We start from the raw sequence: 26,204 nt of genomic DNA on the forward strand, positions 1-26,204 counted from the left end.
AACCGGCTGCAAAATGGGTTGGTACCCCGGGCGCGCTGGGAGACTGGCGACTGCCAGTCTCCGAGCGCGGCCGCTTCGAGCGGAGACGCCGTCCTGTCCGATGCGAAGGTGTTTTCGACCCTCCCGACATCTTGTGCCCTGATGACGCGGAACACGTACGACACAATCGTTCTCGGGGTCGGCGGCATGGGGAGTTCGGCGGTCTACCACCTCGCGAAGCGGGGTCTCGACGTTCTCGGAATCGAACGCTACGACGTTCCCCACGCGCGCGGGTCCTCGCACGGCGACACCCGAATATTCCGACTCACGCAGCCCGAACACCCCGAGTACGTCCCGCTCGCGCGCCGAGCGCGCGAGCGCTGGCGCGACCTCGAAGCCGAGTCGGGCGCGGAGCTACTCACGACAACGGGGTCGGTCCACGCCGGTCCCGCCGACGGGCCGAAGGTCGCCGACGCCGTCGAGTCCTGTGAGGAGAACGACGTGCCGTACGAACTCCTGACCGGCGCCCAACTCGGCGAGCGGTTTCCGGGCTACCGCCTCCCGGACGACTATCGCGGGGTCTACCAACCCGACGGGGGCTTTCTCGCGTGCGAGCGAGCAATCTCGACGTTCGTGAACCGCGCTCACGTCCACGGCGGGACCGTCCGCGCTCGCGAGCGCGTCCTCGACTGGGAACCCCGAGAAGACGGTGTCCGAGTCCGCACCGACCGCGACACCTACGAGGCCGACTCGCTCGTCGTGGCGACCGGCGCGTGGGCCGCCGAACACCTCGACCTGCTCTCGGGGGCGCTGACGCCTCAGCGCCGAGTCATGGCGTGGCTCTCGCCCGACGAACCCGACCACTTCACGCCCGAGACGTTCCCCGTCTTCAGCGTGGACGTTCCCGAGGGAAGCTTCTACGGCTTCCCCGAGTACGAGCGACCGGGGTTCAAGTTCGGCCGGTCGCCCGAATCCCCCGAGGACATCGACCCCGACGACTGGCAGACCGAACCTACTCTGGAAGACGAACGACGCCTGCGACCCCTCGCCGAGGCGCACTTCCCCGGCGCGGCGGGACCGACGATGCGACTCGCCTCGTGCATCGTGACCAATTCGCTCGACGGCCACTTCTACCTCGACACGCATCCGGAGTACCCCCACGTGTCGTTCGCCGCGGGCTTCACCGGTCACGGATTCAAGTTCGCCAGCGTCGTCGGCGAGGCGCTGGCGGACTTCGCAGAAATGGGCGACACCGACCTCCCAATCGACGTGCATCGAATCGACGGGCGGTTGTGAGCTGAGTTCGGTGGGGGTCGCTTCCACTCTTCCCGAGAACCGAAAACGGCGCATAAATCCGAAGTATCTCAGACGCAAATTATTTATGGAATAGATGGGATGTTTGACACAATCTCCTACCCAAAATGACCGATTCCACGTTCACCAGACGGGAGTTCGCTACCGCCGCCTCGCTTTCGTTCGTCCCCTCCTTCACCGACCTCTCGGGGTCGTGGCCGTTCGTCGCCCGGCCCGAAACCGAGTGGTCGATACGCACCGAGAGCGGACCGTCCCTCCGCGCGGTCGCTGACGGCGACCTGTACTTTTCCGGAGACCGTTCGCTCTCGGCCGTTTCCGCGTCTCGCGGGTCGCAAAACTGGCGGGTCGAAACCTCGACCGAATCCCCGTTCGTGAGCGAACGGGCCGTCGGCGAGTCGGCCGTCTGCACGTTCGACTCCGAGCGCGTGTCGGTTCGTCGGCGCGCCGACGGCGAGCAGTCGTTCGACGTTCCGCTCGACGGCGAGGGCGACGCCTCCGAACCGGTCGTTCGGGACGGTCGCGTGTACGTCGCCGACGGGGACGTGTCGGCGGTGTCGGTCGAACGAACCGACTCGGTGTGGTCGTTCGACCCTCCGGACGCGCTCGCGAACGAGATACTCGTCCGGTCGGATTCGGTGTACGTCGGCACCGCCGAGGGGGCGCTCCACGCGGTCTCGGCCGCCGACGGCGACGAACGCTGGAGCCTCGACGTTCCCCACGACGAGACCGACCGCTCGTACTCCCGAATCGAACCGGTCGAACGGCTTCCGGTCGGGGACGCATCTCCGGACTCGGGGGACGACGACGCGACCGTGTTCGCGTGGGCTCCCAGAGACGACGCGCTCCACGCCGTCTCGGAACCGTCGGGGACCGCGGCGTGGAGCGTCTCGCTCGACGCGAGCTACTTCGCCTTCCCCGGCGTCGTCACCGAGCAGGCGGTGTACGTGGCCGACGGCACCGACCTCCTCGCGCTCTCCCCCGACGACGGTACCGAGCGGTGGCGGTTCTCGGCCGACGACCGGCTTCGGTGGTACTTCTGGGCCTCCGGAGAAACGGTGTTCGTCCACACCGACGACGACCTGTACGCCGTCGACGCGTCGGACGGGCGGCAACGCTGGCGGTCGAACATCGAGGCGGGAACCGTGCTCGCGGTTCCGGACCACGGCGTGGCGACGACGCGACCGGACGACACTCCGAGACGGGTGACCGCGCTCTCGCCGTCCAAGGGAGCGGTTCGATGGACGTTCGAGGGCGACGGACCGTTGACTTCCCACCTCGTTTCCGGGGGAACCGTGTACGCCGCCGCCGCCGATGGGACGGTACGAGCGCTCTCGGACCCGGCGTCCTCCGGAGCGACGGCGAAGCGACTCGCCGGGCGTTTCGGCCCCTCGGTCGCGCCCGGCGGGCTTCTGGGCGGCCTGTTGGTCGCGGGGGGGGGGGGGGGTGGTGGGGGGTTTGGCCCGGGCGCGCGGGGCCGCCGCCCCACGACCGGGAGTAGCCGAACCCCCAGAAAGACGCACACGCTTCAGAAACCCATTTACCCGCCGGTCGAAAACCAACGGGTAACATGTATCTCCAGTTCCGCGACGACGTGGAGGCGGCGCTCGTCTCCGCACTCGAAGCGCTCGACCTCCCGACCGACGACCTCGGTGTCGAGGACCCGCCGGAGGGCGTCGAGGCCGTGTTGGCATCGAGCGCGGCGTTTCGGCTCGCGAGCGAGGTCGGCGCACCGCCGCCACAGGTCGCCGGACAGATAGCCGACGAAATCGACGCGGGCGACTACGAGTACGTCGAAGCCGCCTCGGCACAGGGACCGTACGTGAACTTCCTGCCGAGCGACGCCTACTACGAGGGCACCGTCGAGCAGGCCCAGTCCGAAGACTTCGGCCGACTCGAACCCTCGGGTGAGCGCGTCGTGGTCGAACACACCTCCGCGAACCCGACCGGTCCGGTCCACGTCGGACGCGCGCGAAACCCCATCGTCGGCGACTCGGTGGCGCGCATCCTCGACTTCGCGGGTCACGACGTGGAGCGCCACTACTACGTCAACGACGCGGGCCGCCAGATGGCGGTGTTCACGTGGGCCTACGAGACGTTCGACGAGGACGACCTCCCCCAACCCGACCGCGAGAAGGCCGACTACGACCTCGTGCGCTACTACCGGAAGGGCAACGATTTTCTGGAGACCGCCGACCCCGACGAGGTGGAGGCCGCCGAGGACGAGATTCAGGCCATCATGCAGGGACTGGAGGACGGCGACGAGGAGACCTTCGAGCGCGTCCGCGAGGTCGTGGACACGGTCCTGGGCGGGATGCGCGAGAGCCTCGAACGCCTCCCCGCCGCGTTCGACGAGTTCGTCAAGGAGTCCAGATTCATGCGCGACGGGTCGGTGGACGACGTGGTCGAGCGCCTGAAAGCGTCCGACGAGGCGGTGTACGAGGAAGACGCGTGGCAGCTCGAACTCGACGAGTACGGCATCGAGAAGAACTTCGTGTTCCTCCGGTCGGACGGCACCACCCTCTACGCGACCCGCGACCTCGCCCACCACGAGTGGAAGTTCGACAACTACGACCGCGCGGTCACGGTCCTCGGAGAGGACCACAAGCTACAGGCCGAACAGATGAACGCCACGCTCGACCTGCTCGGCAACGACACCGACAAACTCCGGCAGGTCATCTACTCCTACGTCAATCTCCCCGAAGGGAAGATGTCCACGCGCGCAGGCACCGGAATCGACTTGGACGACCTGCTCGACGAGGCCGTCGAGCGCGCCCGCGAGGAGGTCGAAAATCGGCTCGATGACCGCATCCGCGACGACGACCTGACCGAAGAGGACGTCTCGCGTATCGCCGAGCAGGTCGGTATCGGCGCGGTCCGATACGATATCGTCTCGAAACAGCCCACGAAGGCCATCACCTTCGAGTGGGACCGCGCGCTCGACTTCGAAGCTCAGAGCGCGCCCTACGTCCAGTACGTTCACGCCCGGACCTGCGGGATTCTGGAGGAAGCAGGGATTAGCTCGGACGCCCCCGACGCCCTCTCGGCGGAGTTCGACGCGTCCCTGCTCGAAACCGACGCCGAGCGCGAACTCCTCGAAGTCGTCGCGCGCTTCCCGGCCGTAATCGAGGAGGCCGCCGCGGACCTCGAACCCCACGTCGTCGCCACGTACACCCGGGAGTTCGCCGAGACGTTCAACCGCTTCTATCGGGAGTGTCCGGTTCTGGCCGACGACGTGGACGACGACCTGCGCGACGCGCGTCTCGCCCTCGTCGCGGCCGCCAAGCACGCGGTCGGCAACGCGCTGGGCGTACTGGGCGTGGCAGCGCCGCGGTCGATGTAGTTCCCTTTCGGACGTCCTATCCCGCGACGACGAACGCGGACGACCCCAGAAGGTCGCCGCCGACGAACAGTATCGCGCCCGCGCCGATGCCGAGTGTCAACAGCGCGAACAGGAGTATCCACCAGAACGAAACTGACGTGTCTTCTGCCATAAACTATCTGCGGCTCCGGAGGTCCTTAGTTGTTGCCGACCCTACTTGAACAGCGACCCGAGACGACCCAACACGCCGCGACGTTTCGACTCCTCGCTCGTCCCGGATTCGTCGTCGTCCTCGCGACTCGGCGATGTCGTTCGCTCCGACTCGCCCGTCGCGCTCTCGGGGTCGGACTGGCTCCCTTCGAACGGAACCGCGCTCGACGCCTCGTCGTGCGCCGGACTCGGCGCTTCGGCGGCGTTCGACTCGCTTTCGCGCGGGTCGGTGTCTTCCCCGAACGGGTCCGCGGCGTTCGACACCGGGGTCTCGTCCGAGTCGTCGTCGGTCCCTGCGAGCGGGTCGCTTTCGGGTCCTGCGAGCGGGTCGTTTCCGGATTCAGCGAGCGGGTCGTCGGACTCCTCCTCGTCGAGCGAATCCGGTCCGCTGCCGAGTCGCTCGTCGCTGATGTGCTCCTCGATGAGGTCGTCCACGCTCCGGGGTTCGTCGGTCCCTGATTCGTCGGTTTCGGGTTCGTCGGTCTCGGATTCGACCGGGTTGGGGGCGGACTCGACACCGGTGTCGTCGTCCAATCCGTCCGTCGCGCCGCCGGACTCGTCCGGTGACGCGCTCGAAGCCTCCGGGGTCTCGTCGGCCGAGTCGGTGGCCGACGCTTCCCGCCGGATTTCGTCGGCCGCCTTCGCGAGTTCGCCCCCGAGGAGGCCCTCGGAGTCGTCGCCCGATTTAACCGCGTCTCGGACGTTCTCGGCGACTTCGGCCCCGGCGAGCGGGTCCGCCGGAATCGAGTCACTCTCCGACTCTGATTCCGGAATGAAGTCGGACTCGACGCTCTCGGTCAAGCTCTCGGGTGTCACTCGCTCGGCGTCCTCGTCGGGCGTTTCGTCGCTTTCCTCGTCGCCGAGTCCGAGTTCGGGGTCGGGGTCCGCGTCGCCGGTCACGACCGCGGCGAGTTCGCGGTAGGCCTGTCCTGCGGGCGCGTTCGGCGCGAACGCCGCGAGGGGCCGCCCGGCGTCGATACCCATCGGGACGGCCTCGTCGGAGGGGACGACCGCGAGCACGTCCGTTCCGAGCGTCGATTCCACGTCGTCGGCGTTGAGGATGTTGCTCCCGCGCTGGGTTAGCACCGCGCCCGTGACCTCGCTTCCGACGCGCTCGGCGAGTTCGCCGGTCTTCGCGGTGTCTCTCACCGATGCAACGTCCGGGGTGGCGACGAGCAGGACTCTGTCGGCGAGCGCCAGCGGGACGAGGCTGTCGTAGCTCACGCCCGCACCCGTGTCGAGCAGGACGTAATCGTACTGCTCGCGGAGCGCGGCGACGACGCCGCCGAGCGCCGCGGGATTCGACTTGGCGAACGCTTCGATGTCGGTCGCGCTCGGAAGCACGTCGATGCCGCCCGGCGCTTCGTAGACGGCCTCCTCGGCGGTCGCCTCGTCGGCCAGCACCTCGTGGAGGGTCGGCGACTCGACCTCGAAATCGAGGAAGCCCGCGAGGTTCGCCATTCCGAGGTCGGTGTCCACCACGACGACCGAGTGGCCCCGGTCGGCCAGCATCGCGCCGAGGTTGATGGCGGTCGTCGTCTTTCCGACACCTCCTTTCCCGCTCGCTATCGCGTAAACCGTGTCGGACATGGTACTCGTTGTCCCAACCGAACCGTGATACGCATATAAAATTACTCCGTCGAACCCGACAGTTTGGCGACGGTTCGGGCGAATCGCACGGCGTGCGTCGGACGCGCGCAAGACGCTCTCGGTCTCACGCGCCCGGTCCGGGCCGGGCGCGCAGGGTCGCACGCGAGCGTGCGACCCTGCGCTACCGATTCGCGTAGCTGAGTGACGCCTTCAACCGGGAACGCCCGGTGACACCCTCAACTGGAAACGCTCGGTGATACCATCTACAAGGGTGGGACTGAACGCGACCGGGCGGGGGCTTTCGAAGTGGTCACTGTCGCCGTGGTCGTGTTGTTTCGTACCGGGCGGGGGCTTTCGAAGTCTTCACTAATTCTAGTACTCAGAAGGGCGTGACCAAATGGATGAAATCTCACCTCGACCCAAAGGTCAAAGGTTACTTACCCTCTGGACGGCCTAGAACCAGACAATGAGTGAGCAGGAGGGCGAGCAGTCCGACCGGAAGAAATACGAGTTCCGAAAGGTCATCGAGGACCTCAGAGACTACGAGGGGTCGGGGACCCAGCTCGTAACAATCTACATTCCCCCGGAAAAGCAAATCAGCGACGTGGTCGCCCACGTCACCCAAGAGCACAGCGAAGCGAGCAACATCAAGTCCAAGCAGACCCGGACCAACGTGCAGGACGCGCTCACGTCCATCAAGGACCGCCTGCGCTACTACGACACGTTCCCGCCGGAAAACGGACTGGTCATCTTCAGCGGCGCAATCGACAGCGGCGGCGGCCGAACCGACATGGTGACGAAGGTGCTGGAGGACCCGCCACAGCCAATCGAGTCGTTCCGGTACCACTGCGATTCGGCGTTCCTGACCGAACCGCTCGAAATGATGCTGGCCGACAAGGGGCTGTACGGTCTCGTCGTCCTCGACCGCCGCGAGGCCAACGTCGGATGGCTCCGGGGCAAGCGCGTCGAACCGGTCAAGTCGGCGTCGTCGCTCGTGCCGGGCAAACAGCGAAAGGGTGGCCAGTCAGCCCAGCGGTTCGCCCGCCTCCGACTCGAAGCCATCGACAACTTCTATCAGGAGGTCGCCGAGATGGCGAACGACCTGTTCGTGCCCGAGCGCGGCGACATCGACGGCATCCTCGTCGGCGGTCCCTCGCCGACGAAAGACGAGTTCCTCGACGGCGACTACCTCCACCACGAGATTCAACAGAAGGTCCTCGGGAAGTTCGACGTGTCCTACACCGACGAGTCGGGCCTCTACGACCTCGTGGACAACGCCGAGGACGCCCTCGCCGACGCCGAGGTGATGAAGGACAAGAACGAGATGGAGACGTTCTTCAAACAGCTTCACGAGGGCGACCGAGCCACCTACGGGTTCGAGCCGACTCGCAAGAACCTCGTGATGGGGTCGGTGGACCGCCTCCTGCTTTCCGAAGACCTCCGCAAGGACGTGGTGGTGTACGACTGTGGCGACAAGGAGGAGTTCGAGTTCGTGGACCGCCGGAAATCCACGCCCGAACACACCTGCGAGAACGGGGCCGAAGCCGAAGTACAGGAGCGCGAGGACGCCATCGAGTTCCTGATGAACATCGCCGACCAGCGCGGCACCGAGACGAAGTTCATCTCCACGGACTTCGAGAAAGGCGAACAGCTTCTGTCGGCGTTCGGCGGCGTCGCGGGGATTCTCCGCTACTCGACGGGCGTCTAACGCTCACTCCACGATTTCGATGTCGGTGTCGCAAATCGGACAGGCGTACTCTCCTTCTTCGCCGTCCAACTCCGACTGTCGTCCGGTCCACCCACACGTCGGACAGAGACTCGTCTCGGCGTCCATATCCGGCATTTGACAATCCGGACGGAAAAAGCCACGGTCCGCGGTCGTCGCCCGGAGTCGGTGTTTTTCCGGTGCTGATTCGGCTCGCGCTCACCAGTTCTAAGCCAACGACTGAAGGTGGTCGTGCTTCTGGTCATACTCCCGTATCTCGGTCGGTAGTTCATCAGCACCGAACCACGCGAGGTCGGATATCTCGTCGTGGGCCTTAATCTCGGCGTCGGTCAGCGCCGCCCCGCCGACAGGACGGCCGGTGAACTCCACGACGGGCACCGGCAGCAGTTCGGGCGCTCCGAGGTCGATTTCCATCATTCGAGTGTGCAAGACGCCAGTCAGCTCACACTCGACACCGGTCTCCTCGTGCGTCTCCCTCCGAGCTGTCTCCGCCGGTTTCTCGCCGGGGTCTCCGGCACCGCCAGGCGTCTCCCACTCCTCGCGCACGGGACTGTACACGCAGAGGAGTCGGCCCGCATCGTCGGTGACGGCTGCCCCGGCAGCGTAGCGGTAGAATCGGTCGAAGAACTCCTCGACGCTCTCGGGGAACGACGGTTCCTGATGCGGGAGCGGCGAGACGACGAGCGGGTCGAGTCGCGGAACCTCGCTCCATCTCGATTCGACGCCGGAGAGGACCTCCTCGGCGCGCTCTAGCACCTCTCGGCGGACTTCGGTGTAGATTTGCTCACTCATACAAGAAATTGACAGCTATAGCACTATAATCCCTGCCAGTTCGAACTAATCTCGCCGAAAAGTCACGCCAGCGGCGTCCGCTCGACCACCTACCACGACCACCTTTTCCTGCACTCGCTCTCTCGCTTCGCTCGTTCGCTCGTTGGCAAAAGCTGGACCAAAAGCCGTCGCTCCTCCCGTTGGTCGTCGCTCGGCCGCTCGCTCACTGCGTTCGCTCGCAAAAGAATCAGGCCAGCGGCGTCCGCTCGACCACTTGCCCGTCGTAGGTCGGGTACTGCTCGACGATTTCGCCCGTCTCCACGTCGCCCTCCGCGACCATCTCTTCGAGGAGCCACCACGCGAGTTCGACGTGGTCGGACTTGACCGAGTAGAACTCCTCGGGGACGCCGAGTTTCCGGAGTCGCTGTTCGGTCTCCCACGTCTTGCCGTAGACGAGCGTGCCGTCGTCGGTCACTTCGTCGAACTCCCGGCGGATGTTCCGGGCCATCCGCTTCATCCGATTCCGGTGCTGTGCGGCGTCTTTGAAGACGGACGTGCAGAAGTACACCCGTTCGTGGTCGCCCATCGAATCGAGAATCTCCTTCGACCCCTCGACCGCGCTCATGTGGCCGTCCTGGAGTTCGTAGCCCTTCTCCTGCATCCGCCGGAAGTTGCCGTCGCTCATCTCGAACTCGTTGACGTTGCAGAACTCCGCCGCGCCCTCGTCCAGAAAGTCGAGGAACTCCTGTTCGGCCCGGATGCCCGGAATCTCGAACGCGGGGGTCAGGCCCTCCTCGCGGGCGATGTACAGAATCTCCTCCCACTCGGTGCCGTGCATCTCGCCCCACAGTTCGAGCGGCGGGTGGAACCGAATCTCGTCGAGTCCGGCCTCCGAGAGTCGGCGCATGTTCTCCCGGCCGCCCGTGATACCGGTGTAGAGGTGGGTGTGGTGGTCCTCGCCGAACTCGTCTTTGAGAAGCGAGAGGTATCGGCAGGTCTTCGCCATCGCCTCCTGGGGTTCACCGCCCGTGATGGAGGTTCCCAGCGCGTCCATGCGCTTGGCCTCGGTAATCACGTCCTCGTCGGACTCGACCTTGCGCTCGTTTGCGTACACGTCAGTCACGTTCTTGCGGTTCTCGCCGAGCGGGCAGTAGAAGCAGTCCCGCTGGTCGCAGTAGCCGTAGACGAACAGCACCATCTTCCCCCCTTCGGCGCACTGTTCGCAGCCCTTCGAAATCATTCGTTACGCGTTCTACCCTCTCACGCTTCAAAAAGCGCACGGAACGATTTCGACGTTCACTTCTTTCTTTCCGGCGTAAGCCACTCCGTTCAACGACTCAAAATCAAATTTTATACTATTAGATTATCAAGGTGGGGATAATGAGTCTAAAATCTGGAGTATTGTCTCTATTCCTCGGAGCTATTGTTTCGGTTCTGTTCAGACTTCTCGGTGTCTTCGACACAGTACGATACGCGTACGCTGATACCGACCGCACACTTGAGGCAACTCTCGATTTTTGGAGACCTGTCTTCATCTCGACTATCGTTCTTTTTGTGCTGATTTACGTCGCCGTGTATCTCACACCCACCGGTAAGCCTGACACAGAAGACGAGGACAAACTGCGAAAATTCGATACGATGGACTACACATTGCAGGACGCGGATGTCCTCTCTACGGCGCTCGCTCAACTACAGTTCGTTCTCGACAATCAGTTAGAAACGTTGGCAGACATCGACGACAAAGCCCTTCGGACCGTTCGAGTTCAGGTCATCCTTCTCGGTGTAATCGCTTCCGCTGCACAAATCACGTCGCGTCCAATTCCCGTGAACATCTGGATGAAGGCCGGTGGAGTCCTGGTAATCGGGTCAGTAATTGCGGGCATATTCACTTACACTGTTTCTGACGGTCGGGCGGGACCACGACCCGAAGATGTCTCTCGTATTTTGGCAACCCACGGTTCGAAGTCTGCTATCTATCTCCGATTGCTGGAGAAACGTCGAGCGGCAATCTCCGAAAATAGAGCCATTCTGCAGGACAACGGGCGGTACATCTTTTATACACAACTGCTGTTAGTTCTCGGAGTCCTTTTCGGTGCTGTCGGCGTTTTGCTTGCGATGAGAGCGTAGCGACGGTTGCCAAACAATTATGTGTACCCTGACCGAATTTGCGCGTACCAGACCAATGTCCGAACGCCTCTACAAGGGACCGAAGTGGCTGAGCCGACACTTCACCCGCCACGGACGAAAAGAATCGCGTGAGTCGTCTGAAGACGACGAGTAACACTCCCGGTACTCCCTCGCTCTCCGAACATCACTTGTATTTCTCCCGGACCGCAGTCACTCGACTCAGCCCGATTCCGACCTCCTCCGGGCGTCCCGAAAGAAGTTAAACCCCCGACCCGTACCCCCGGCCAATGCTGCTGGTCCTCTGCGTGGACCTCGACGACGACCTCGGTCGGAAGACGGCGTTCGACACCCCCGTGGTCGGTCGCGACAACGTCGAGGAGGCCGCGGTGGCGCTCGCGACCGCAGACCCCGAGGACAGCGACGTGAACGTGCTGTTCGAGGGCGTCCACCTCGCCGACCGCATCGACGACGAGGCGGTCGAAGTCGCGGTCGTCACCGGTCTCGAAGGGAGCGACATCGCCGCGAACCGAGCGGTCGGCGAGGAGGTGGACGAGGTGCTCGCCAGCCTCTCGACCAGCGAGGAGATTCGCGCGATTATCGTGACCGACGGCGCACAGGACGAGAGCGTCATCCCAGTCATTCGGTCGCGGGTGCCGATTGACGGCGTTCGCCGGGTGGTCGTCCGGCAGGCACAGGACCTCGAATCGATGTACTACACGATGAAGCAGGTGCTCGACGACCCCGAGACTCGCGGGACCATCCTCGTCCCGCTCGGTATCCTGCTGCTCATCTACCCGATGGCGGTCATCTCGGATTGGGCCGGCCTTCCCGGCGCGGCGGTGTTCGGGTTCACCTCCGGACTCCTCGGCCTGTACGTCCTCGGTCGGGGATTGGGCGTCGAGCGCCTGCTCGACCGGTCGGCAGAGAAAGTGCGAAACGGTCTCTACGCGGGCCGGGTGACGCTCATCACCTACGTCGTCGCGACGGCCCTGCTGGTCATCGGCGGGGTTCGGGGCGTCGCGATGCTGGAGACGGTCCAGGCAGATATGGGCGACCCGGTAGGTCCCCTGCAAGTGCTGGCGGCGCTCGTCTACGGAGCCGTGACGTGGTTCACCGCCGCGGGCATCACGACTAGCCTCGGTCAGATTACCGACGAGTATCTCGCCGACCGCTTCCGGTGGCGCTACCTGAACGCGCCGTTCTACGTCCTCGCAATCGCGGTCGTCCTCCACGCCGTCAGCGCCTACTTCATCGGACGCGGAACGCTGACGTATCTCGCCGCGATGCTCACGGCCGGGACGCTGCTCGGACTCACCAGCACGCTCACCTTCGCGATTGCGGAGTCCCGGAAGTCTCGACAGGCAGAACAGGTCGGCCAGTGAGTCCCCGAAATCGGCCAATTGACGCTTCGACGAACTCGTCCGGCTAGTGCGTCCGATTCACGACGAACGCCGCGAGGTCTTCGAGGTAGTCGGTCGCGGTCGAGTCGGGCGTTCCCGCGCGCTCCAGCGCCGCGAGCGCCGCTTCGGACTCCTCGCGAGCCAGTTCGTCGGCCTCCTCGGCGTCAAGTTCAGTCACTCGCACAATGGAGGGTCGGCCCATCTCGGCGTCGTGGCCGGTCGGCTTGCCGAGGTCGTCGGCGTCGGCGGTCGCGTCGAGCACGTCGTCGCGAATCTGGAACGCGATGCCCACCTTCTCGGCGTACTCGCCGAACGCCTCGACCGTCGTGGGGTCGGCGTCGGCCGCGAGCGCGCCCAGTTCCGCGGCCGCGCGGAACAGCGCGCCGGTCTTCCGACGCGCCAGTTCCATGTACTCCGCCTCGTTCGTCGGCCGGGCGACCAACTCCGTCGCCTCGCCCTCGCCGAGTTCGACCATCGCGTCGGCCACGGTCTCCATCGCGCGCGGGTCGGGCGAGAACAGTTCGAACGCCTCGCCGAGCAGGCCGTCGCTCGCGATGATTGCGGAACTGTGTCCGAACTCGGCCCACGCGCTCGCGTTCCCGCGTCGCACGTCCGACCTGTCGATGATGTCGTCGACGACTAGCGACGCGTCGTGGACGAGTTCGACGCCCACCGCGAAATCCACGGCGTCCTCGGCGCTCCCTCCGGCGGCCTCGCACGCCAGCACCGTCACGGTCGGGCGAACCCGCTTGCCCCCCGACAGCGCGACGTGCCGAACTTCGTCCGCGAGTTCGGTGGGTTCAACCCGGTCGAGGACCGCTTCGAGGCGGTCCTCGACCAGCGCCCGCCGGGACTCGGCGTATTCCATTGCTCGGGATTGAGGGCCGGTCGGAAAAGTAGGTGACGATACGTCGGAACCGACGGGGCTCGACGCCCGTAGCTAAAACCCGGAGTTAAGCTAACGTGACATCTTTTTGGCAGTGGCTCGTCTCTCGACCCGTATGTCCCCGACTATCGCGACTGGAGACATCGTATCGTTTCCCTCCATCCACCGAAACCGGTTCCCGAGAGAGGTGAGGCGCTGATGGCCTTGTGCAGGACGCTGACGGTCGCGGCGTTCGCCGTCCTCCTGGCGAGCGCACCCGCGCTGGGCGTCGTCGGTGCCGACGCGGCCACGGCCGATTCGGACGACACCACTATCGGTCCCGACGGCTACGACCCCGTTCTGTCCCCCGAACCGAACCAGACGATTCACGGCGAGACCGACGTAGCGCCCGGCACCGAACTCAAAGTCCAGATGGAAGGCGATTCGAACTTCATGTCTACGACCACGACTGTCTCCGAGCAGGGCACGTTCGAGGCCACCTTCGACCTCAGCGGCGTGTCTCCCGGCACGGAACTCGAGGTCTCCGTAATCGACGACGAGACGGAGCTCTTGAGGACCTCCGCGTCGGTGGAGTGTTTGCGCGGGTGCGAGAACGAGTCCGGGGATTCGGACGCGGACGACGCTTCGCTAGTGGATTCTGTCACGGAAGTCTCACAGAACCGGACGGCGTCCATCGACGTCCGATTCGGTGACGCCGAGACGCTCGCCGTCTCGGTTGGCGGCCCGAGTTCCAACTACGTCGTGAACGGAACGATACGGGACACCGACGGCGACGGGCGCGCGACGGTGCTGTTCCACACCGACCGGGCGGGAACCGACGAACCGACTCTCGGCGTCGAAGACGGTGACGAGGAGCGGACGGTCGAAGCCACCGACGAAACCTCGCTCGACGACCCGCTCGCAATCGGAGCGTACGACGTGCGGCTCTACCGGGGTTCGAACACCTCCGCCGACCTCGCCGAGAAGGGTAAGCTCGTCGTCTACGAGGCCGAGACGGACGAGTCCTCGGAGGACGTCTCCCAGAAGGGGACCCGCGTCGGTCCCGCCGACGGAGAACTGGTCCTCGACCCCGAACCGAACCAGACGATTCGGGGCGAGACCGACGTAATGCCCGGCACGGACCTCACTGTCAACGTCGAATCCGAACAGGACTACTGGTCGACAACGGTGACAGTCACCGACCGGGGGACGTTCGAGGCGACCTTCGACATGAGCAACGTTCCGGGCCAACGGTTGGACGTTCAGGTCACCCAGGGGGGAACCGAACTGTGGTCTGGCACCGGGCGAGTCGCCTGCGCCGACTGCGTGAGGGGGACGACTCTCGACGAGCGGACGAACGCCACCGACGCAAACGTCTCCGACTCCACCGAGTCAGAGAACCGGCTCGTCAGCGGCCTCGGCACCATCGCGCTCGGAGGCGTCCTCGCCGTCGTCGGCATCGCCGTCCTGCTCGGCCTGTTCCGGTACTGAACGCGCACCGTCCGGGACCGCCCGGACCTCCTTATCGCTCGGTCGCGAGCGCGACGACGGCGACGACAAGGAGACAACCACAGAAGAAGACCACGCCCGGTTCGGCAAGGTCGAACACGAGCCACGCCAGCGCCTCCCGAGCGGGCTCGGCGTCCGCTCCCGGGCTGGCCGGACCGACCGTATCGGTTCGGCCGATGGCCGGACTGGCGAGTCGCTCGGCACCACGCTGAACCAGCAGACTCGCCGCGGCGAGGATACCGAGTCCGCCGACCACGTCGGCCAGCGACCGCTGGACCTGCGGTCGGATTTCACCGTCACCCACTAGCACGAGCGGGTCGGTTGCGGGCGCGTAGACCGTCATCTCGTTACCCTTCTCCGAGTAGCGAGTATCGACCGGCGCTATCAGTTCCGCTTCCTCCAGCGTCGAGAGGTGATAGTGGATGTTCTGGACCGACGTATCGATGCGGTCGGCGATTTCGGACGGCGTGCCGGGCGACTCGAACAGGGTTCGGTACACCTCCCGGCGGGTCTCAGGACTGAGCGCGTCGAGGACGGCGTCGGTCTCGGCGTTCCCGACGTCGAGTACCCGGAGCTGTTCGTTTCCGCGGACGGTCCGGTCCTGTAGACGGTCGATGAGCCCCGACATGGTTCTCTCGTTGTCACCTTCGGACAAGCGCCACTAAGTCCTGTCCATAGCTTAAATCCCGGTTTAATCGGTCGCATTTCGCGCCACTCCGAGCGCCCGGTCGGGCGCGATGCGGCCGTGGCCCGCAACTGGGTCGGTGCCGTCCTCCCCGAGGTCCCGCGCGCTCCGTTCGAGGCGACGCTCGACTCCCTCGGGCGAGAGCCCCGGTTGAACGTCGAGGACGAGTGCGGCGACTCCGCCCGCGTAGGCCGCCGCGGCGGACGACCCCGTGAATCCGTCGGGGGCGACGGCGGGCCGGTTCGGTGCGACGACGTCGACGCCGTTTCGCCCGTCGGGCGTGGGGCCGCGGGAACTGAACGACTCGGCGCGGCCGGTTCGCTCGTCGTACGCGCCGACCGTGAACACCTCGGGCGCGCTCGCGGGGGCGACCACGCTCCCGTTGGGAACGACGTACTGGAGGTCGTGAGTCGGTGACGTCAGTTCGAGTCGGGTTCCGGTCGACTCGTTCGGCCCGCGAACGACGACGAAGTAGGTACCCGACTCGACGCTGGCGACGATGCGCTCGTTCGCCACCCCGTCGTCGGCGTACGGGAGCGACCGGGCGACCAGCCTGCTCTCGGTCCCGTCGGTCCAGTAGAGTTCCGCGGTAAAGTCCCGCCCGACGCCGTCGTCGTCCCACGACAGCCAGACGGTCACCTCACGCCGGTCGCCCCTGAGGTAGTTGCGCGCGCTCTTCCCGAACGCGAGCGTGCCGTTCTCGACGTTCCGATACGGACCTACCCAGTGACCGCGAGCGACGTTCCCAGCGGGCGAGACGAACACGACTCCCTCACGGGTGGCGTCCGCGGCGACTCTCGCCACCGACGAACTTCCGTCGCCGGGTTTGCCGTAGAACGATACCGGTGCGACCACGACGTCGACTTCCTCGGCGACGAGCCACTCGACTGCGCGTCGGTAGCCGTCCGAGGAGTCGAACGTCGCGACGTGGATGTCGGCGTCAGGCGCGACCCGGGCGACGGTCTCGGCCGCGGCCGTCCCGTGGGCGTTGTGACCGCCGTTCTGGACGTTCTCGCTCCCGTCGAACGCTCTGGCTTCGGTGACCCGGCCGTCGAGCGCGTCGGTCGAGGTGTCGAACCCCGTCACGTCCACGACGCCGACGGTCACGTTTTCGCCGGTGGCGCCCGCGGCGTGGAGTCTCGACACGTCGGGACCGACTCCGTGGACGCCGTCGGGTGCCGACGACGGACTGCCGACCGACAGCGACGTAGCGAGGAGGCCGATGCCCGCGGCGAGGGCGAACACCCCCACCGCGACCACCGTCAGCGTAGTCCGCGTTCCGTCGTCCATCCTGGGGGGGGGGGCCCCCCTGTCGTGTCCGGCTTCCCACACCCGCGGGGGGTCTGGGGCCGGGGGGGGGCGCGCGCCCCCGCCGCGCGCCCGCCTCTCACGCTCGTTCGCACCGGAAGACTCACTTCGCTCCCGCAGACCTCGCTCACGTAAAAAGTGGCATCGTCAGAGGCGACTCTGACGGGTCTCCGTTCGCTTCGCTCACGAAGAAATCAAAAACCGCGAGGATTCTAACTGAACTGCTCGATGAGTTCCGGAACGACCTCGAACAGGTCACCGACGATACCGTAGTCGGCGATGTCGAAGATGGGCGCGTTCGGGTCGGTGTTGACCGCGATGATGTTGTCCGCGCCCTTCATGCCCGCGACGTGCTGGACCGCGCCCGAGATGCCGATGGCGAGGTAGACGGTCGGCGTGACGACCTTGCCGGACTGGCCGACCTGCCGATTCTTCGGAAGCCAGCCGTTGTCCACGATGGGTCGCGAGGAGGCGAGCGTCGCGTCGGTCGCCTCCACGAGGTCGCGGATGAGGTCGAGGTTCTCCTCCTCCTCGATGCCGCGGCCGATGGAGACGATGAAGTCGGCTTCGCTGATGTCCACGTCGCCGCCGCCGACCTCCTCGAAGCCGGTGACGGTCGAACCCGCGTCGGTGTCGATGTCCACGTCGAACGCCGAAATCTCGGCGTCGCCGACGCCCTCCGCGGCGGGCCACTCCGCGCCCCGGACGGTGACCGCCTGCTGGTCGCCGCCGACCTCGACTGCGGTCTCGACCTTCGAGCCGTACATCTCGCGGGTGACGGTGAGACCGCCGTCGTACTCCATCCCAACCGCGTCGGTCGCGAGCGGGAGGTCGAGTCGGTTCGCCACCGCGGGCGCGTAGTCGAGTCCGTTGACGCTGTTGGGCATCACCACGACCTCGGGGTCGAGTTCGGCGTGGAGCGCCTCGATGGCTTGGACGTACACGTCGTGGTTGAACTCCTCGCCGTCCGAGACGGTGTGGATGTAATCGACGCCTTCGCGGTCGAGGTCCTCGGCGAATCGTTCGGTGTCGCCGCTGATGACCGCCAGATGGAGGTCGCCGCCGGTCGCGTCGGCGAGTTCGCGTCCGGCCGTGATGACCTCGTAGCTCACGTCCCGAAGCTCTCCGCGGCGGTGTTCGGTGACGGCGAGAACGTCACTCATTCTGCCACCCCCTTCTCGCGAAGCACTTCAGCCAACTGCCCGGCCGTCTCGCCCGCGTCACCCTCGAAGATGGTGGCGTCGCTCTCGCTCTCGGGTTCGTACATGGATGTTAGGGTGAGGTCGCTCTCGACCGCTCCGGCGTCGAGACCGATGTCGCCGAGCGTCTTGGCCGCGATTTCCTTGCTCTGGGCCTGTCGGATGCCCCGGAGGCTCGCGTACCGGGGTTCGTTGATACCCGTCTGAATCGTGAGGACCGCGGGAATCTCGATGTCGGTCAGTTCCTCGACGCCGCCTTCGAGTTCGCGGTGGACCGAGGCGACGCCTGCGTCGGCGTCGAAGTCGAGCGCGTTGACGACCGCGCCCCACTGGAAGCCGAGTTGGTCGGCCAACGAGACGCCGGTCGCGCCGAGCGCGTCGTCGCCCGACTGGACGCCGGTCAGGATGAGGTCGGGGTCCTCCTCCTCGACGACCGCCGCGAGAAGGTTCGTCTTCGTCTCCACGTCGAGCATGTCCACGTCTTCGAGGGCGTCGTCCCAAACGCGAACTGCGCGGTCAGCGCCCTTCGCCAGTGCCATTCGGATGGTCTCCTCGGCGCGCTCGGGACCGATGGTGACGGTCACGACCTCGTCGGCCGGACCGTCCTCCTTCAGCTGGACGGCCTCCTCGACCGCGTAGTCGTCCCACTCGTTCAGGTCGTATTCGAGGTAGCGCTCGTCTACCTCGGTTCCGGCTATCTCGAAGTCGTCAGCGACTTCGGCGACCTCTTTCACTGTCACCAAGACCTTCATACAGGATGGGTCTCCGGCGCGGGGGTAAACGTTTTCGAAACGAGCGACATCGTGCCGACGGTTTTCGGCGTTCCGAACCCCGAGAAAGTACGGCCGACGGCATCACTCCATGTCGGTCACGTCTTCGTCGGGGAGCGTAATGAGGTTCTCTCTGCCGATGCGGAGCTTGTTCACGTCGTCGCTGTCGTCCATCTTCGAGAGGAGCTGGGACACTTTCGCGTTCGACCAGTTCGTCTCGTTCACGATGTCGGCCTGCTTCATCCGACCGTCGTTGCTCCGAAGCAGGCGGAGGACGCGCTCCTCGTCGCTGAGTAGCTCCACGTCGGTCTCGTCGTCCGCGCCGTCCGCATCATCGTCCGGGGGGTCGGCGCTCGCGTCTGTCTCGGCGCTCGGCCTCGCGGGCGGTGTGTCCACCGCGGCGTCCGGCACCTCGGTCACGTCGCGGTCGTCGCGGCGTCTCCACGCGTACGCGCCCGCGCCGCCGGCGACGACGAGCAGGAGCACGACGAGTCCGGGGACGCCCGAGATGTTCGGGAACTCCCCGCCGTTCACGTCTCCGGGAGTCGTGTTCGGCTCGGGGTTCGCGAGCGTAAAGGTCACTCGGAAGTCGTCCGGGTCGAACTCCCTCGGCCCTTCGTACCGAATCTGATTGTCGTTGTGGCCTGCGGGTGCCCTGGTGATGAAGTAGTTCGACGGCCCTTCGAGTATCAGGGTCTGTCCGTCCGACAGCTCCGGGAGCCACGTTCCCGATTCGGTCTCGAACGCGTCGCCGAGGTGGAGTTGGTCGCCATCAGTGCTGGAAAAGTTCGTCCACGTGAACGTCAGGGTCAGCGTCCCGAGCGTCCCGTTTTCGAGCAACTGTCCCGACCGATTCGCTCCCCGAATCTCCATGTCCCTGTCGGCAGTCGTGCGCTCCGCCACGCGCTCGAAGGTTTCAGGGGAGAATCCGGTGTCGGTCTCGCCGTTCTCGTACTCGGACGCGAGCTGGCGGAACGCCGCGGTTTCGTTGTCGCTCTGTAACGGGAACCGGGCCGTGACGTCCCAGCGTGCGTCCCCGGTCTGCTGGAGCGAGATGTGTATGGTCGTTCCGGTTTCGCGTATCTGTTCGGACTCCGTTCCGTTCGGCGTCGAACCGTTCGGCGTTTCGACCTGCTCAACGCTCGGGACCCCGACTTCGCGGGGAACGTCCGTGCGCTGGTGCTGGTCGGCCTGCTGGCCGACACCGACTCCGGTCGCGGAGCCGACGACGAGGAGGGTAACGAGGAGGGCGGCAAACCACCGCATACAATCGCGTGAACGCGCCGACAAGAAAATACTTTCCATCCGGGGATAAAACGTCAGCGCGCTTCTTGAAACGTCTCGGACGCTCTCGTCGCTTATCTCTCGTCTTCACACATCCGCATGTATTTTAATGGTGCGGTGCGAGTACCGACACGAAATGCGATTCGCCCCCGTTATGCTGGCGTTACTGCTCGCCCTCTCCCCCGGTGCGGTCGCGATGCAGGCGTCCGCGCCCACCGGACCCGCCGAGCAGAACCCCGCGGTCACGACGGACGCGCCGGTCTCCACGAACGCGACGGAGACCGATACTGCAGCGTTGGACACCGCCCGCCCGGCGATAAGCGGAAACACGACCGCAGTGTTGACGCTCGGAACGGAACCGGACCGCGCCGAGTTCGACTCCCCGTCGGTTTCGCTCGGCGACTCGCTCGAAGCCGACAACGGCGAGTTTCGGTCGGACCTCGACGTGAAAACGCTCGACCAGCGACTGGACAACGCCGGCAGTAACGAAGCCGAAAAACGGATTCTAAATCAGTACCGCTACCAACTCGAAAACCGAATCATCTCGCTCGAAACCAGAGAACGACGCGCCGCGAGCGAGTTCTCGAACGGCTCGATTACCGCGAACCAGTACGTCCGGACCCTCGGGCAGATAGACGCCGAAGCGGACGAGATTCGAACCTCGATTCGGGTGCTTCGCGACCGGGTTCGTGAGGTCCCGAACTTCGCGATGCCGAACATCGAGCGGACGCTCGGCGGCAAGCTCATCTCTCTCGAAGGACCGGTTCGAGACCGAGTCGCCAAGACGCTACAGGGAGCGACCGACTCCCCTCGAATCTACGTTCAAACCGCCGAATCCGGCGTCGTACTGACGATGATTACCGACCGGCAGTACGTTCGGGAAGCGTACCGCCCCGACAACCGCGACCTCGGCTCTGGGTCGCCGCTCTCGCGCGAAGAGGCCGAGAACCAGGTCATTCGGCCGCAGTACCCGTGGGTACTCAACAATTCGCCGATTGCGAGTCACAGCGCCTACTCGTCGCTCCAGATGGTCGAATACTCCTACGAGCACTCTCACGGGAACCTGACCGCGTACGTCGATACCGGGACCGAGGAAGTGTACCGCGAGGTACAGTACAAGAGCCTCTCGGGCACCCAGTCGCTTCCGCCGGGTCCCGGCGTCCGGAACACGACGACGAGTCAATTCGGCGATGAGAACGTCACGCTCACCGTGAACCGAACCTACGCGGGCGGGCCGCTCCGCGTCGAACTCGCGAACGAGACCGGCGAACCACTCGACGGCGAGGTGACGGTCGACGACGAATACACCATCCAAACCGGCGACGACGGCGTCGTCTGGACTCTCGGACCCTCCGAACAGTTCCGCGTCAGCGCGACGTACGAGGGCGCGACGGTCGAGGTGGACGTCGCGCCGGTCGCGCTCGAAGCGACCACGTCCGAAGATTGAAGGCACAAGCCGGGACCAACCCTCGGCGTGTCAGGTCGCGCGCTCTCTCCGGTCCTCGGTGTCGTCTGCCTGCTCGTCGTAACCGCGGTTCTCGCGGGCGTCGTCGGGACGTTCGCGCTCGGAGTGACGCCGCCGTCGAATCCGCCTACGGCGGCGCTGGACTTGCGAATCGACGCCGACGCGAACGAACTCACGTTCGTTCACCGCGCGGGCGATTCGCTCGACGTGCGCGAGCTATCGCTTCGCGTTCGCATCGACGGCACCCCGCTCGATACGCAACCCCCGGTTCCGTTCTTCTCCGCGCGCGACTTCAAATCGGGACCGACGGGCCCGTTCAATACCGCGACGGATTCGACCTGGGAAGCGGGCGAGCGCGCGAGCTTCCGCGTGGCGGAGACGAACGACCCCGCGCTCGCGCCGGGCGCGCACGTCACGGTAAAAATTGTCGTCGAGAACGCGGTCGTCGCGGAGGTGGACGAAACTGCGTGAATTCGCTTCGGCTCGCCGCAGAATCGCTGTCTACTCCTCGGGGTCGCGCGCGACAGTGGTAATTGCGATATCGGGGTCGTACGACGGTCCCTATCCCACCTTTTTTCGTCGTCGGGTGTCCTCACGGCCTCACTTCGCTCGGCCGCTGTGGCACCGCTCCTCGAAAAAATCTGGACCAAAAAAGGCCGCTCGCTCACATTCGTTCGCTCGCGGTACGATAGCTGGTGCGCTCGCTCACATTCGTTCGCTCGCTGTCTACTCCTCGGGGTCGCTCGCGACAGTGGTAATTGCGATATCGGGGTCGTACGACGGCCCCATCTCGCGGTGCTCGATATCGACGTACCCCGCCTCGCGGAACATCCGGTCGGCCTCCTCGCGGTCGTAGAACAGCATGATGGCGTCGGCGAGTTTCTGCATCACGGTGGACTTCGGGTAGTTCGGGCCGACGACCAACACCTTCCCGCCGGGTTTGACGACTCTGCGGAGGTCCCGGAGGGTGGCGACCGGGTCGGGCCAGTACTCGATGGACCCCGACGACCACACCACGTCGAAGGTGTCGTCCTTGAACGGGAGGCGCTCTGCGTCCCCGCGGTAGAAGCTCACGGGGTCGTGCTTGCCGAGTTTCGCCCACGCCTTTTCGAGCTGGTGGACGCTCTGGTCGAGTCCGTGGACGTTTTCGGTGTGTTCGAGCAGGCCTTCGGTGGCGAAGCCGGTGCCGCAGCCAACGTCGAGCACCCGGTCGTCCTCGTCGATGTCGAGCATCGCGAGCGCCTCGGTTCGCATCTCCTCGTTCCAGATGAAGGGGTTGACGGTGTCGTACACCTTCGAGAGGTACTTGTAGAACAGCCGCGCCCGGCTCTTGTCTTCGAGGATACCCATTGGTCGCACTTCGGGCGCGCTCGCCAAATAATCCTGCCATTTCGCGCGGTCGGGTGACCCACGGAGCGTACCAGCGGTTCTACCGCGAGCGAGGAGCGAAAGGATCAAGGAACCTTTGAGGGATGTGACCAAGAGGCGGCTTTGCCGCCTCGACCGAACGACCGAGGAGGTGACGCTGTATCGTCGGGAGCGGAGCGACCGACGGCTCGTCAGAGCTTTGCTCTGACGGTGTTTTTCATCAACGTTTTGCCAGAGAAGGGTCCGCCAGCGGCTGACCCGGAGCGCAGCAAAAGGTTGGGTCGTTCCGCAAGTAGTTTATAGACGCTCCCGCAACTTTCGCGTGATTAGTATGCCGAGGCCAGAGGTTCTCGAACGAATCAAGGAGGCCGAGAGTGAGGCCGACGATATCGTCGCCGAGGCCGAGGAGGAGCGCGACCAGCGCATCTCCGACGCCCGGGAGGAAGCCGAGGAGATTCGGCGCAAAGCCGAGGCGGAGGCCGCCGAACGCCACGAACAGCGCGTCTCCGAGGTTCGCGAAGAAATCGAGGCCGAGCGCGAGGAGATTCTCGCCGAGGGCGAGCAACAGCGCGACGCACTCGAATCGTCGGCTCGGGAGAACGAGGAGGACGTGACCGAGTACGTCGTAGACCTGTTCAAGGAGGCGGTGCATGCTCAGACCTGAACGAATGAGCAAGGTGTCCGTGACAGGCTCGCGAGCCGTCATGGACGACGTTATCGAGACCGTCCACGACCTGAATCTGGTTCACCTGAACGACTACGACGGCTCGTGGGAGGGCTTCGAACCCGGCGACCCAATCGAGGGTGCCGAAACCGCGTCCGACAAGCTCGTCACGGTGCGCTCGCTCGAAAGCATCCTCGACTTGGACGCCGAGGACGCCGGACCGAGCCGCATCGTCACCGACGAAGCCCTCGAAGACGAACTCGAATCCGTCCGGAGCGAGGTCAACGAACTCGACGACCGGCGAACCGACGTCGAGAACGACCTCCGCGACGTGGAGGAGCGACTCGATTCGATGCAGCCGTTCGCCAGCCTCGGCATCGACCTCGACCTGCTCTCGGGCTACGACAGCCTCGAAGTCGCGGTCGGCGAGGGCGACGCCGAGGAGATTCGCGAGACGCTCGCGGCCGCCGACGAACTCCGAGAGTTCGAGCTGTTTTCCGCCGACGGCACGGTCGCAATCTTCGCGTATCCCGGCGGTGACGCGGACGACGCGCTCGGCGATGCGCTCGTCGGCGTGGACTTCGCGGCGTTCGAGATTCCCGACGCAGAGGGAAGCCCGAGCGAGTACGTCGAGGAGCTCGAACACGAGCGCCAGAAGCTCGATTCGAAGCTCGACTCGCTCGAAACCGAACTCCACAACCTCAAGCTCGACACCGCTGGCTTCCTGCTCGCGGCCGAGGAGAAGCTGAGCATCGACGTACAGAAGGCCGAAGCGCCGCTCAACTTCGCGACCACCGACAACGCCTTCGTCGCCGAGGGCTGGATTCCGACCGAGCGATACACCGAACTGGCGAGCGCACTCGGCGACGCGGTCGGCGACCACGTCGAGGTGGACGAACTCGAACGCGCCGAGTACACCGAGCACGGTCACGCACACAGCACGGGCACGGTCTCCGAGGAGGCGGTCGCGACCGACGGCGGTCACGCCACGACGATGGACGACCAGCCGCCGGTCGTGCAGGACAACCCCGGCGCTGTCAAACCGTTCGAACTTTTGGTCGAGACTATCAACCGACCGAAGTACGACGAATTCGACCCGACGGTCGTCCTGTTTCTGACGTTCCCGGCGTTCTTCGGGTTCATGATTGGCGACCTCGGCTACGGTATCCTCTACATGGGGGTCGGCTACTGGCTGTACAGTAGTTTCGACAGCGACGCCATCAACAGTCTTGGCGGCATCGCGCTGTGGGCCGGTGGGTTCACCGCGCTGTTCGGCGTGCTCTACGGCGAGATATTCGGCTTACACCAGCTCGGCGAGTGGGTCTGGGGCGGCCACCCGCCAATCGAGAAGGGACTCCAGCCGGTCGGCGAGAGCTTCGCGCTGACGTGGATGGTCGTCTCGATACTGCTCGGACTCCTCCACATGACCATCGGGTACGTCTTCGGCTTCATCGAGGAAGTCGGTCACGACCCCGTCGAGGCGGTCCTCGAAAGCGGGTCGTGGGTCATGCTGTTCGCTGGCGTCTGGACGTGGATATTCAGCACGCAGGCCAGCGGGACGAAGCCGGACTTCCTCTTCACCATCTTCAACGGCGACCCGTTCGCCTTCGGATTCGCTGGCTTTTCACCCGCCATCGGTAACGTCGGTCTCGCAGTCGGCGGGGTCGGATTCCTCCTCTACGTCGCGGGTGAAGTCAAGCACCTCGGTGGTCCCGGTCTCGTCATCGGGGCGCTGGAGAGTCTGAGCGTCCTCTCGGACGCGCTCTCGTACACTCGGATTGCCGCGGTCCTGCTCGCCAAGGCGGGGATGGCCTTCGTGGTCAATCTCCTGTTCTTCGGCGTATACGCCGTCGATACGGGCAGTGGAGAGGAGTGGCACTTCCTCATCAACTACGGGCCGCAGTACGCCCTCGACCACTACGAGGGTGCGACCATCATGTTCCCCGGACTGATGCACTCGGGCATCGCGGGGGTACTCGGTGGCCTGCTGGTGCTCGTCCTCGGCCACCTGCTGGTGCTCGCGCTCGGTATCACGAGCGCCGGACTGCAGGCGGTCCGTCTCGAATACGTCGAATTCTTCGGGAAGTTCTACGAGGGCGGCGGCGAGGAGTACGAACCGTTCGGCTACGAACGGACGCACACCACCCAAGACTGAACGTCAATTTTCTTTTCCCCGAGCGTTCGAGAACACCTGTTTCGAGTCCCCGTAGCTTGGCATCTGGTAGCACAAACCCCGATTCTGGCGGCGCGAGACGCCGATTCGACCAACTCTTTTGGGAAGCTTTATGATGGCAGTAGCGGGAAATACGACTGTCCGGTTACGAGAGCAATAGGAGATACCAGAAACTATGTTCGATGTTATACTCGCGATGGTCGAAGTCAGTGTACTGTTTGCACAGAGCGGACTCGAAGCGCTGACCCCGCTTCAGGCGATTACCGAGAACGGGATGGCGGCCCTCGCGGTCGGTCTCGCGGCGCTCGGTGCAGGATACGCGGAGCGCGGTATCGGTAGCGCCGCCATCGGCGCAATCGCCGAGGACGAGAGCCTCTTCGGTACGGGTCTCATCATGACGGTCCTGCCCGAGACGCTCGTCATCCTGGCACTGGTCGTCGTGTTCCTCGTCGGATAACCACCCCCTTTCCCTCTTCAT

23 protein-coding genes and 1 pseudogene are annotated in these 26,204 nt (G+C 65.1%); 12 read left to right on the forward strand and 12 right to left on the reverse strand.

The features are described from left to right. The first annotated feature begins 141 nt into the window (after positions 1-141). The 3 genes and pseudogenes from solA to argS all read left to right on the forward strand — a co-directional run bounded on the left by solA (position 142) and on the right by argS (position 4,633). Complete coding sequence (gene solA, locus EKH81_RS00860; RefSeq protein WP_132059347.1) at positions 142-1,275, forward strand: N-methyl-L-tryptophan oxidase; 1,134 nt, start codon at positions 142-144, stop codon at positions 1,273-1,275. 125 nt (positions 1,276-1,400) lie between these two features. Further along, positions 1,401-2,615: pseudogene (locus EKH81_RS00865) on the forward strand (outer membrane protein assembly factor BamB family protein); the annotation flags it as partial. 245 nt (positions 2,616-2,860) lie between these two features. Continuing rightward, entirely contained in the window at positions 2,861-4,633 is a 1,773-nt protein-coding gene (argS, locus tag EKH81_RS19525) for an arginine--tRNA ligase (protein WP_132058217.1), read from the forward strand. 16 nt (positions 4,634-4,649) lie between these two features. Here the strand turns inward: argS and EKH81_RS19700 are convergent, their stop codons facing one another. Both EKH81_RS19700 and minD read right to left on the reverse strand, forming a co-directional pair. Next, positions 4,650-4,784 (reverse strand): hypothetical protein, encoded by a 135-nt coding sequence (locus EKH81_RS19700; RefSeq protein ID WP_274380456.1) that lies wholly within the window; start codon positions 4,782-4,784, stop codon positions 4,650-4,652. A gap of 41 nt (positions 4,785-4,825) precedes the next feature. Continuing rightward, positions 4,826-6,412 (reverse strand): cell division ATPase MinD, encoded by a 1,587-nt coding sequence (gene minD / locus EKH81_RS00875; RefSeq protein WP_132058216.1) that lies wholly within the window; start codon positions 6,410-6,412, stop codon positions 4,826-4,828. Between the two features lie 466 nt (positions 6,413-6,878). On the opposite strand from minD, the gene prf1 reads away from it, so the two are divergent. Further along, entirely contained in the window at positions 6,879-8,120 is a 1,242-nt protein-coding gene (gene prf1 / locus EKH81_RS00880) for a peptide chain release factor aRF-1 (RefSeq protein ID WP_132058215.1), read from the forward strand. 3 nt (positions 8,121-8,123) lie between these two features. Here prf1 and EKH81_RS19705 read toward each other — a convergent pair whose 3' ends face one another. From EKH81_RS19705 to EKH81_RS00890, 3 genes are all read right to left on the reverse strand, one after another. Beyond that, positions 8,124-8,246: a hypothetical protein gene (locus tag EKH81_RS19705; protein ID WP_274380457.1), complete on the reverse strand. Its 123-nt coding sequence runs from the start codon at positions 8,244-8,246 to the stop codon at positions 8,124-8,126. A gap of 99 nt (positions 8,247-8,345) precedes the next feature. Then, entirely contained in the window at positions 8,346-8,930 is a 585-nt protein-coding gene (locus tag EKH81_RS00885; protein ID WP_132058214.1) for an NUDIX hydrolase, read from the reverse strand. Between the two features lie 226 nt (positions 8,931-9,156). Further along, the gene (locus tag EKH81_RS00890; protein ID WP_132058213.1) at positions 9,157-10,149 is read right to left on the reverse strand and encodes a radical SAM protein; all 993 of its coding nucleotides are present in this window, start codon (positions 10,147-10,149) and stop codon (positions 9,157-9,159) included. 140 nt (positions 10,150-10,289) lie between these two features. Here EKH81_RS00890 and EKH81_RS00895 point away from each other — a divergent pair, with 140 nt between their 5' ends. Together EKH81_RS00895 and EKH81_RS00900 are read left to right on the forward strand one after the other, a co-directional pair. Continuing rightward, positions 10,290-11,036: a hypothetical protein gene (locus tag EKH81_RS00895; protein WP_132058212.1), complete on the forward strand. Its 747-nt coding sequence runs from the start codon at positions 10,290-10,292 to the stop codon at positions 11,034-11,036. Positions 11,037-11,323: 287 nt separating this feature from the next. Further along, entirely contained in the window at positions 11,324-12,418 is a 1,095-nt protein-coding gene (locus EKH81_RS00900) for a DUF373 family protein (protein ID WP_132058211.1), read from the forward strand. 43 nt (positions 12,419-12,461) lie between these two features. Here the strand turns inward: EKH81_RS00900 and EKH81_RS00905 are convergent, their stop codons facing one another. Then, positions 12,462-13,304: a polyprenyl synthetase family protein gene (locus EKH81_RS00905; protein ID WP_132058210.1), complete on the reverse strand. Its 843-nt coding sequence runs from the start codon at positions 13,302-13,304 to the stop codon at positions 12,462-12,464. Between the two features lie 216 nt (positions 13,305-13,520). Here EKH81_RS00905 and EKH81_RS00910 point away from each other — a divergent pair, with 216 nt between their 5' ends. Then, positions 13,521-14,792: a BGTF surface domain-containing protein gene (locus EKH81_RS00910; RefSeq protein WP_132058209.1), complete on the forward strand. Its 1,272-nt coding sequence runs from the start codon at positions 13,521-13,523 to the stop codon at positions 14,790-14,792. 31 nt (positions 14,793-14,823) lie between these two features. Here the strand turns inward: EKH81_RS00910 and EKH81_RS00915 are convergent, their stop codons facing one another. The 5 genes from EKH81_RS00915 to EKH81_RS00935 all read right to left on the reverse strand — a co-directional run bounded on the left by EKH81_RS00915 (position 14,824) and on the right by EKH81_RS00935 (position 20,038). After that, positions 14,824-15,438 carry an ArsR/SmtB family transcription factor gene (locus EKH81_RS00915; RefSeq protein ID WP_132058208.1) on the reverse strand — a complete coding sequence of 205 codons (615 nt, stop codon included), beginning with the start codon at positions 15,436-15,438 and terminating at the stop codon, positions 14,824-14,826. Positions 15,439-15,501: 63 nt separating this feature from the next. Continuing rightward, the gene (locus tag EKH81_RS00920; RefSeq protein WP_132058207.1) at positions 15,502-16,785 is read right to left on the reverse strand and encodes a S8 family serine peptidase; all 1,284 of its coding nucleotides are present in this window, start codon (positions 16,783-16,785) and stop codon (positions 15,502-15,504) included. 230 nt (positions 16,786-17,015) lie between these two features. Further along, positions 17,016-17,966, reverse strand: coding sequence for an electron transfer flavoprotein subunit alpha/FixB family protein (locus tag EKH81_RS00925; RefSeq protein ID WP_132058206.1), 951 nt, complete (start codon positions 17,964-17,966; stop codon positions 17,016-17,018). Continuing rightward, positions 17,963-18,754: an electron transfer flavoprotein subunit beta/FixA family protein gene (locus tag EKH81_RS00930; RefSeq protein ID WP_132058205.1), complete on the reverse strand. Its 792-nt coding sequence runs from the start codon at positions 18,752-18,754 to the stop codon at positions 17,963-17,965. Before EKH81_RS00930 ends, EKH81_RS00925 begins: the two co-directional genes overlap by 4 nt. A gap of 102 nt (positions 18,755-18,856) precedes the next feature. Further along, positions 18,857-20,038 (reverse strand): helix-turn-helix transcriptional regulator, encoded by a 1,182-nt coding sequence (locus EKH81_RS00935; RefSeq protein WP_132058204.1) that lies wholly within the window; start codon positions 20,036-20,038, stop codon positions 18,857-18,859. A 154-nt stretch (positions 20,039-20,192) separates the two neighbouring features. Here EKH81_RS00935 and EKH81_RS00940 point away from each other — a divergent pair, with 154 nt between their 5' ends. Together EKH81_RS00940 and EKH81_RS00945 are read left to right on the forward strand one after the other, a co-directional pair. Then, entirely contained in the window at positions 20,193-21,503 is a 1,311-nt protein-coding gene (locus tag EKH81_RS00940; protein WP_132058203.1) for a DUF7094 domain-containing protein, read from the forward strand. A 27-nt stretch (positions 21,504-21,530) separates the two neighbouring features. Next, a complete protein-coding gene (locus EKH81_RS00945) occupies positions 21,531-21,992 on the forward strand; it encodes a type IV pilin N-terminal domain-containing protein (RefSeq protein WP_132058202.1) in 462 nt (153 codons plus the stop codon). 255 nt (positions 21,993-22,247) lie between these two features. Here EKH81_RS00945 and EKH81_RS00950 read toward each other — a convergent pair whose 3' ends face one another. Next, on the reverse strand, positions 22,248-22,871 hold the full coding sequence (locus EKH81_RS00950) for a methyltransferase domain-containing protein (RefSeq protein ID WP_132058201.1): 624 nt from the start codon (positions 22,869-22,871) through the stop codon (positions 22,248-22,250). A 349-nt stretch (positions 22,872-23,220) separates the two neighbouring features. On the opposite strand from EKH81_RS00950, the gene ahaH reads away from it, so the two are divergent. The 3 genes from ahaH (at position 23,221) to EKH81_RS00965 (ending at position 26,183) form a co-directional block, all read left to right on the forward strand. Further along, entirely contained in the window at positions 23,221-23,553 is a 333-nt protein-coding gene (gene ahaH / locus EKH81_RS00955) for an ATP synthase archaeal subunit H (protein WP_132058200.1), read from the forward strand. Further along, entirely contained in the window at positions 23,540-25,708 is a 2,169-nt protein-coding gene (locus EKH81_RS00960) for a V-type ATP synthase subunit I (protein WP_132058199.1), read from the forward strand. Before ahaH ends, EKH81_RS00960 begins: the two co-directional genes overlap by 14 nt. Positions 25,709-25,901: 193 nt before the next feature. Beyond that, positions 25,902-26,183, forward strand: a complete 282-nt coding sequence (locus tag EKH81_RS00965; protein WP_132058198.1) for a F0F1 ATP synthase subunit C — start codon at positions 25,902-25,904, stop codon at positions 26,181-26,183. Positions 26,184-26,204 lie beyond the last annotated feature (21 nt).

Source organism: Halorussus amylolyticus (genome assembly GCF_004143485.2).
Taxonomy (GTDB): Archaea; Halobacteriota; Halobacteria; order Halobacteriales; family Haladaptataceae; genus Halorussus; species Halorussus amylolyticus.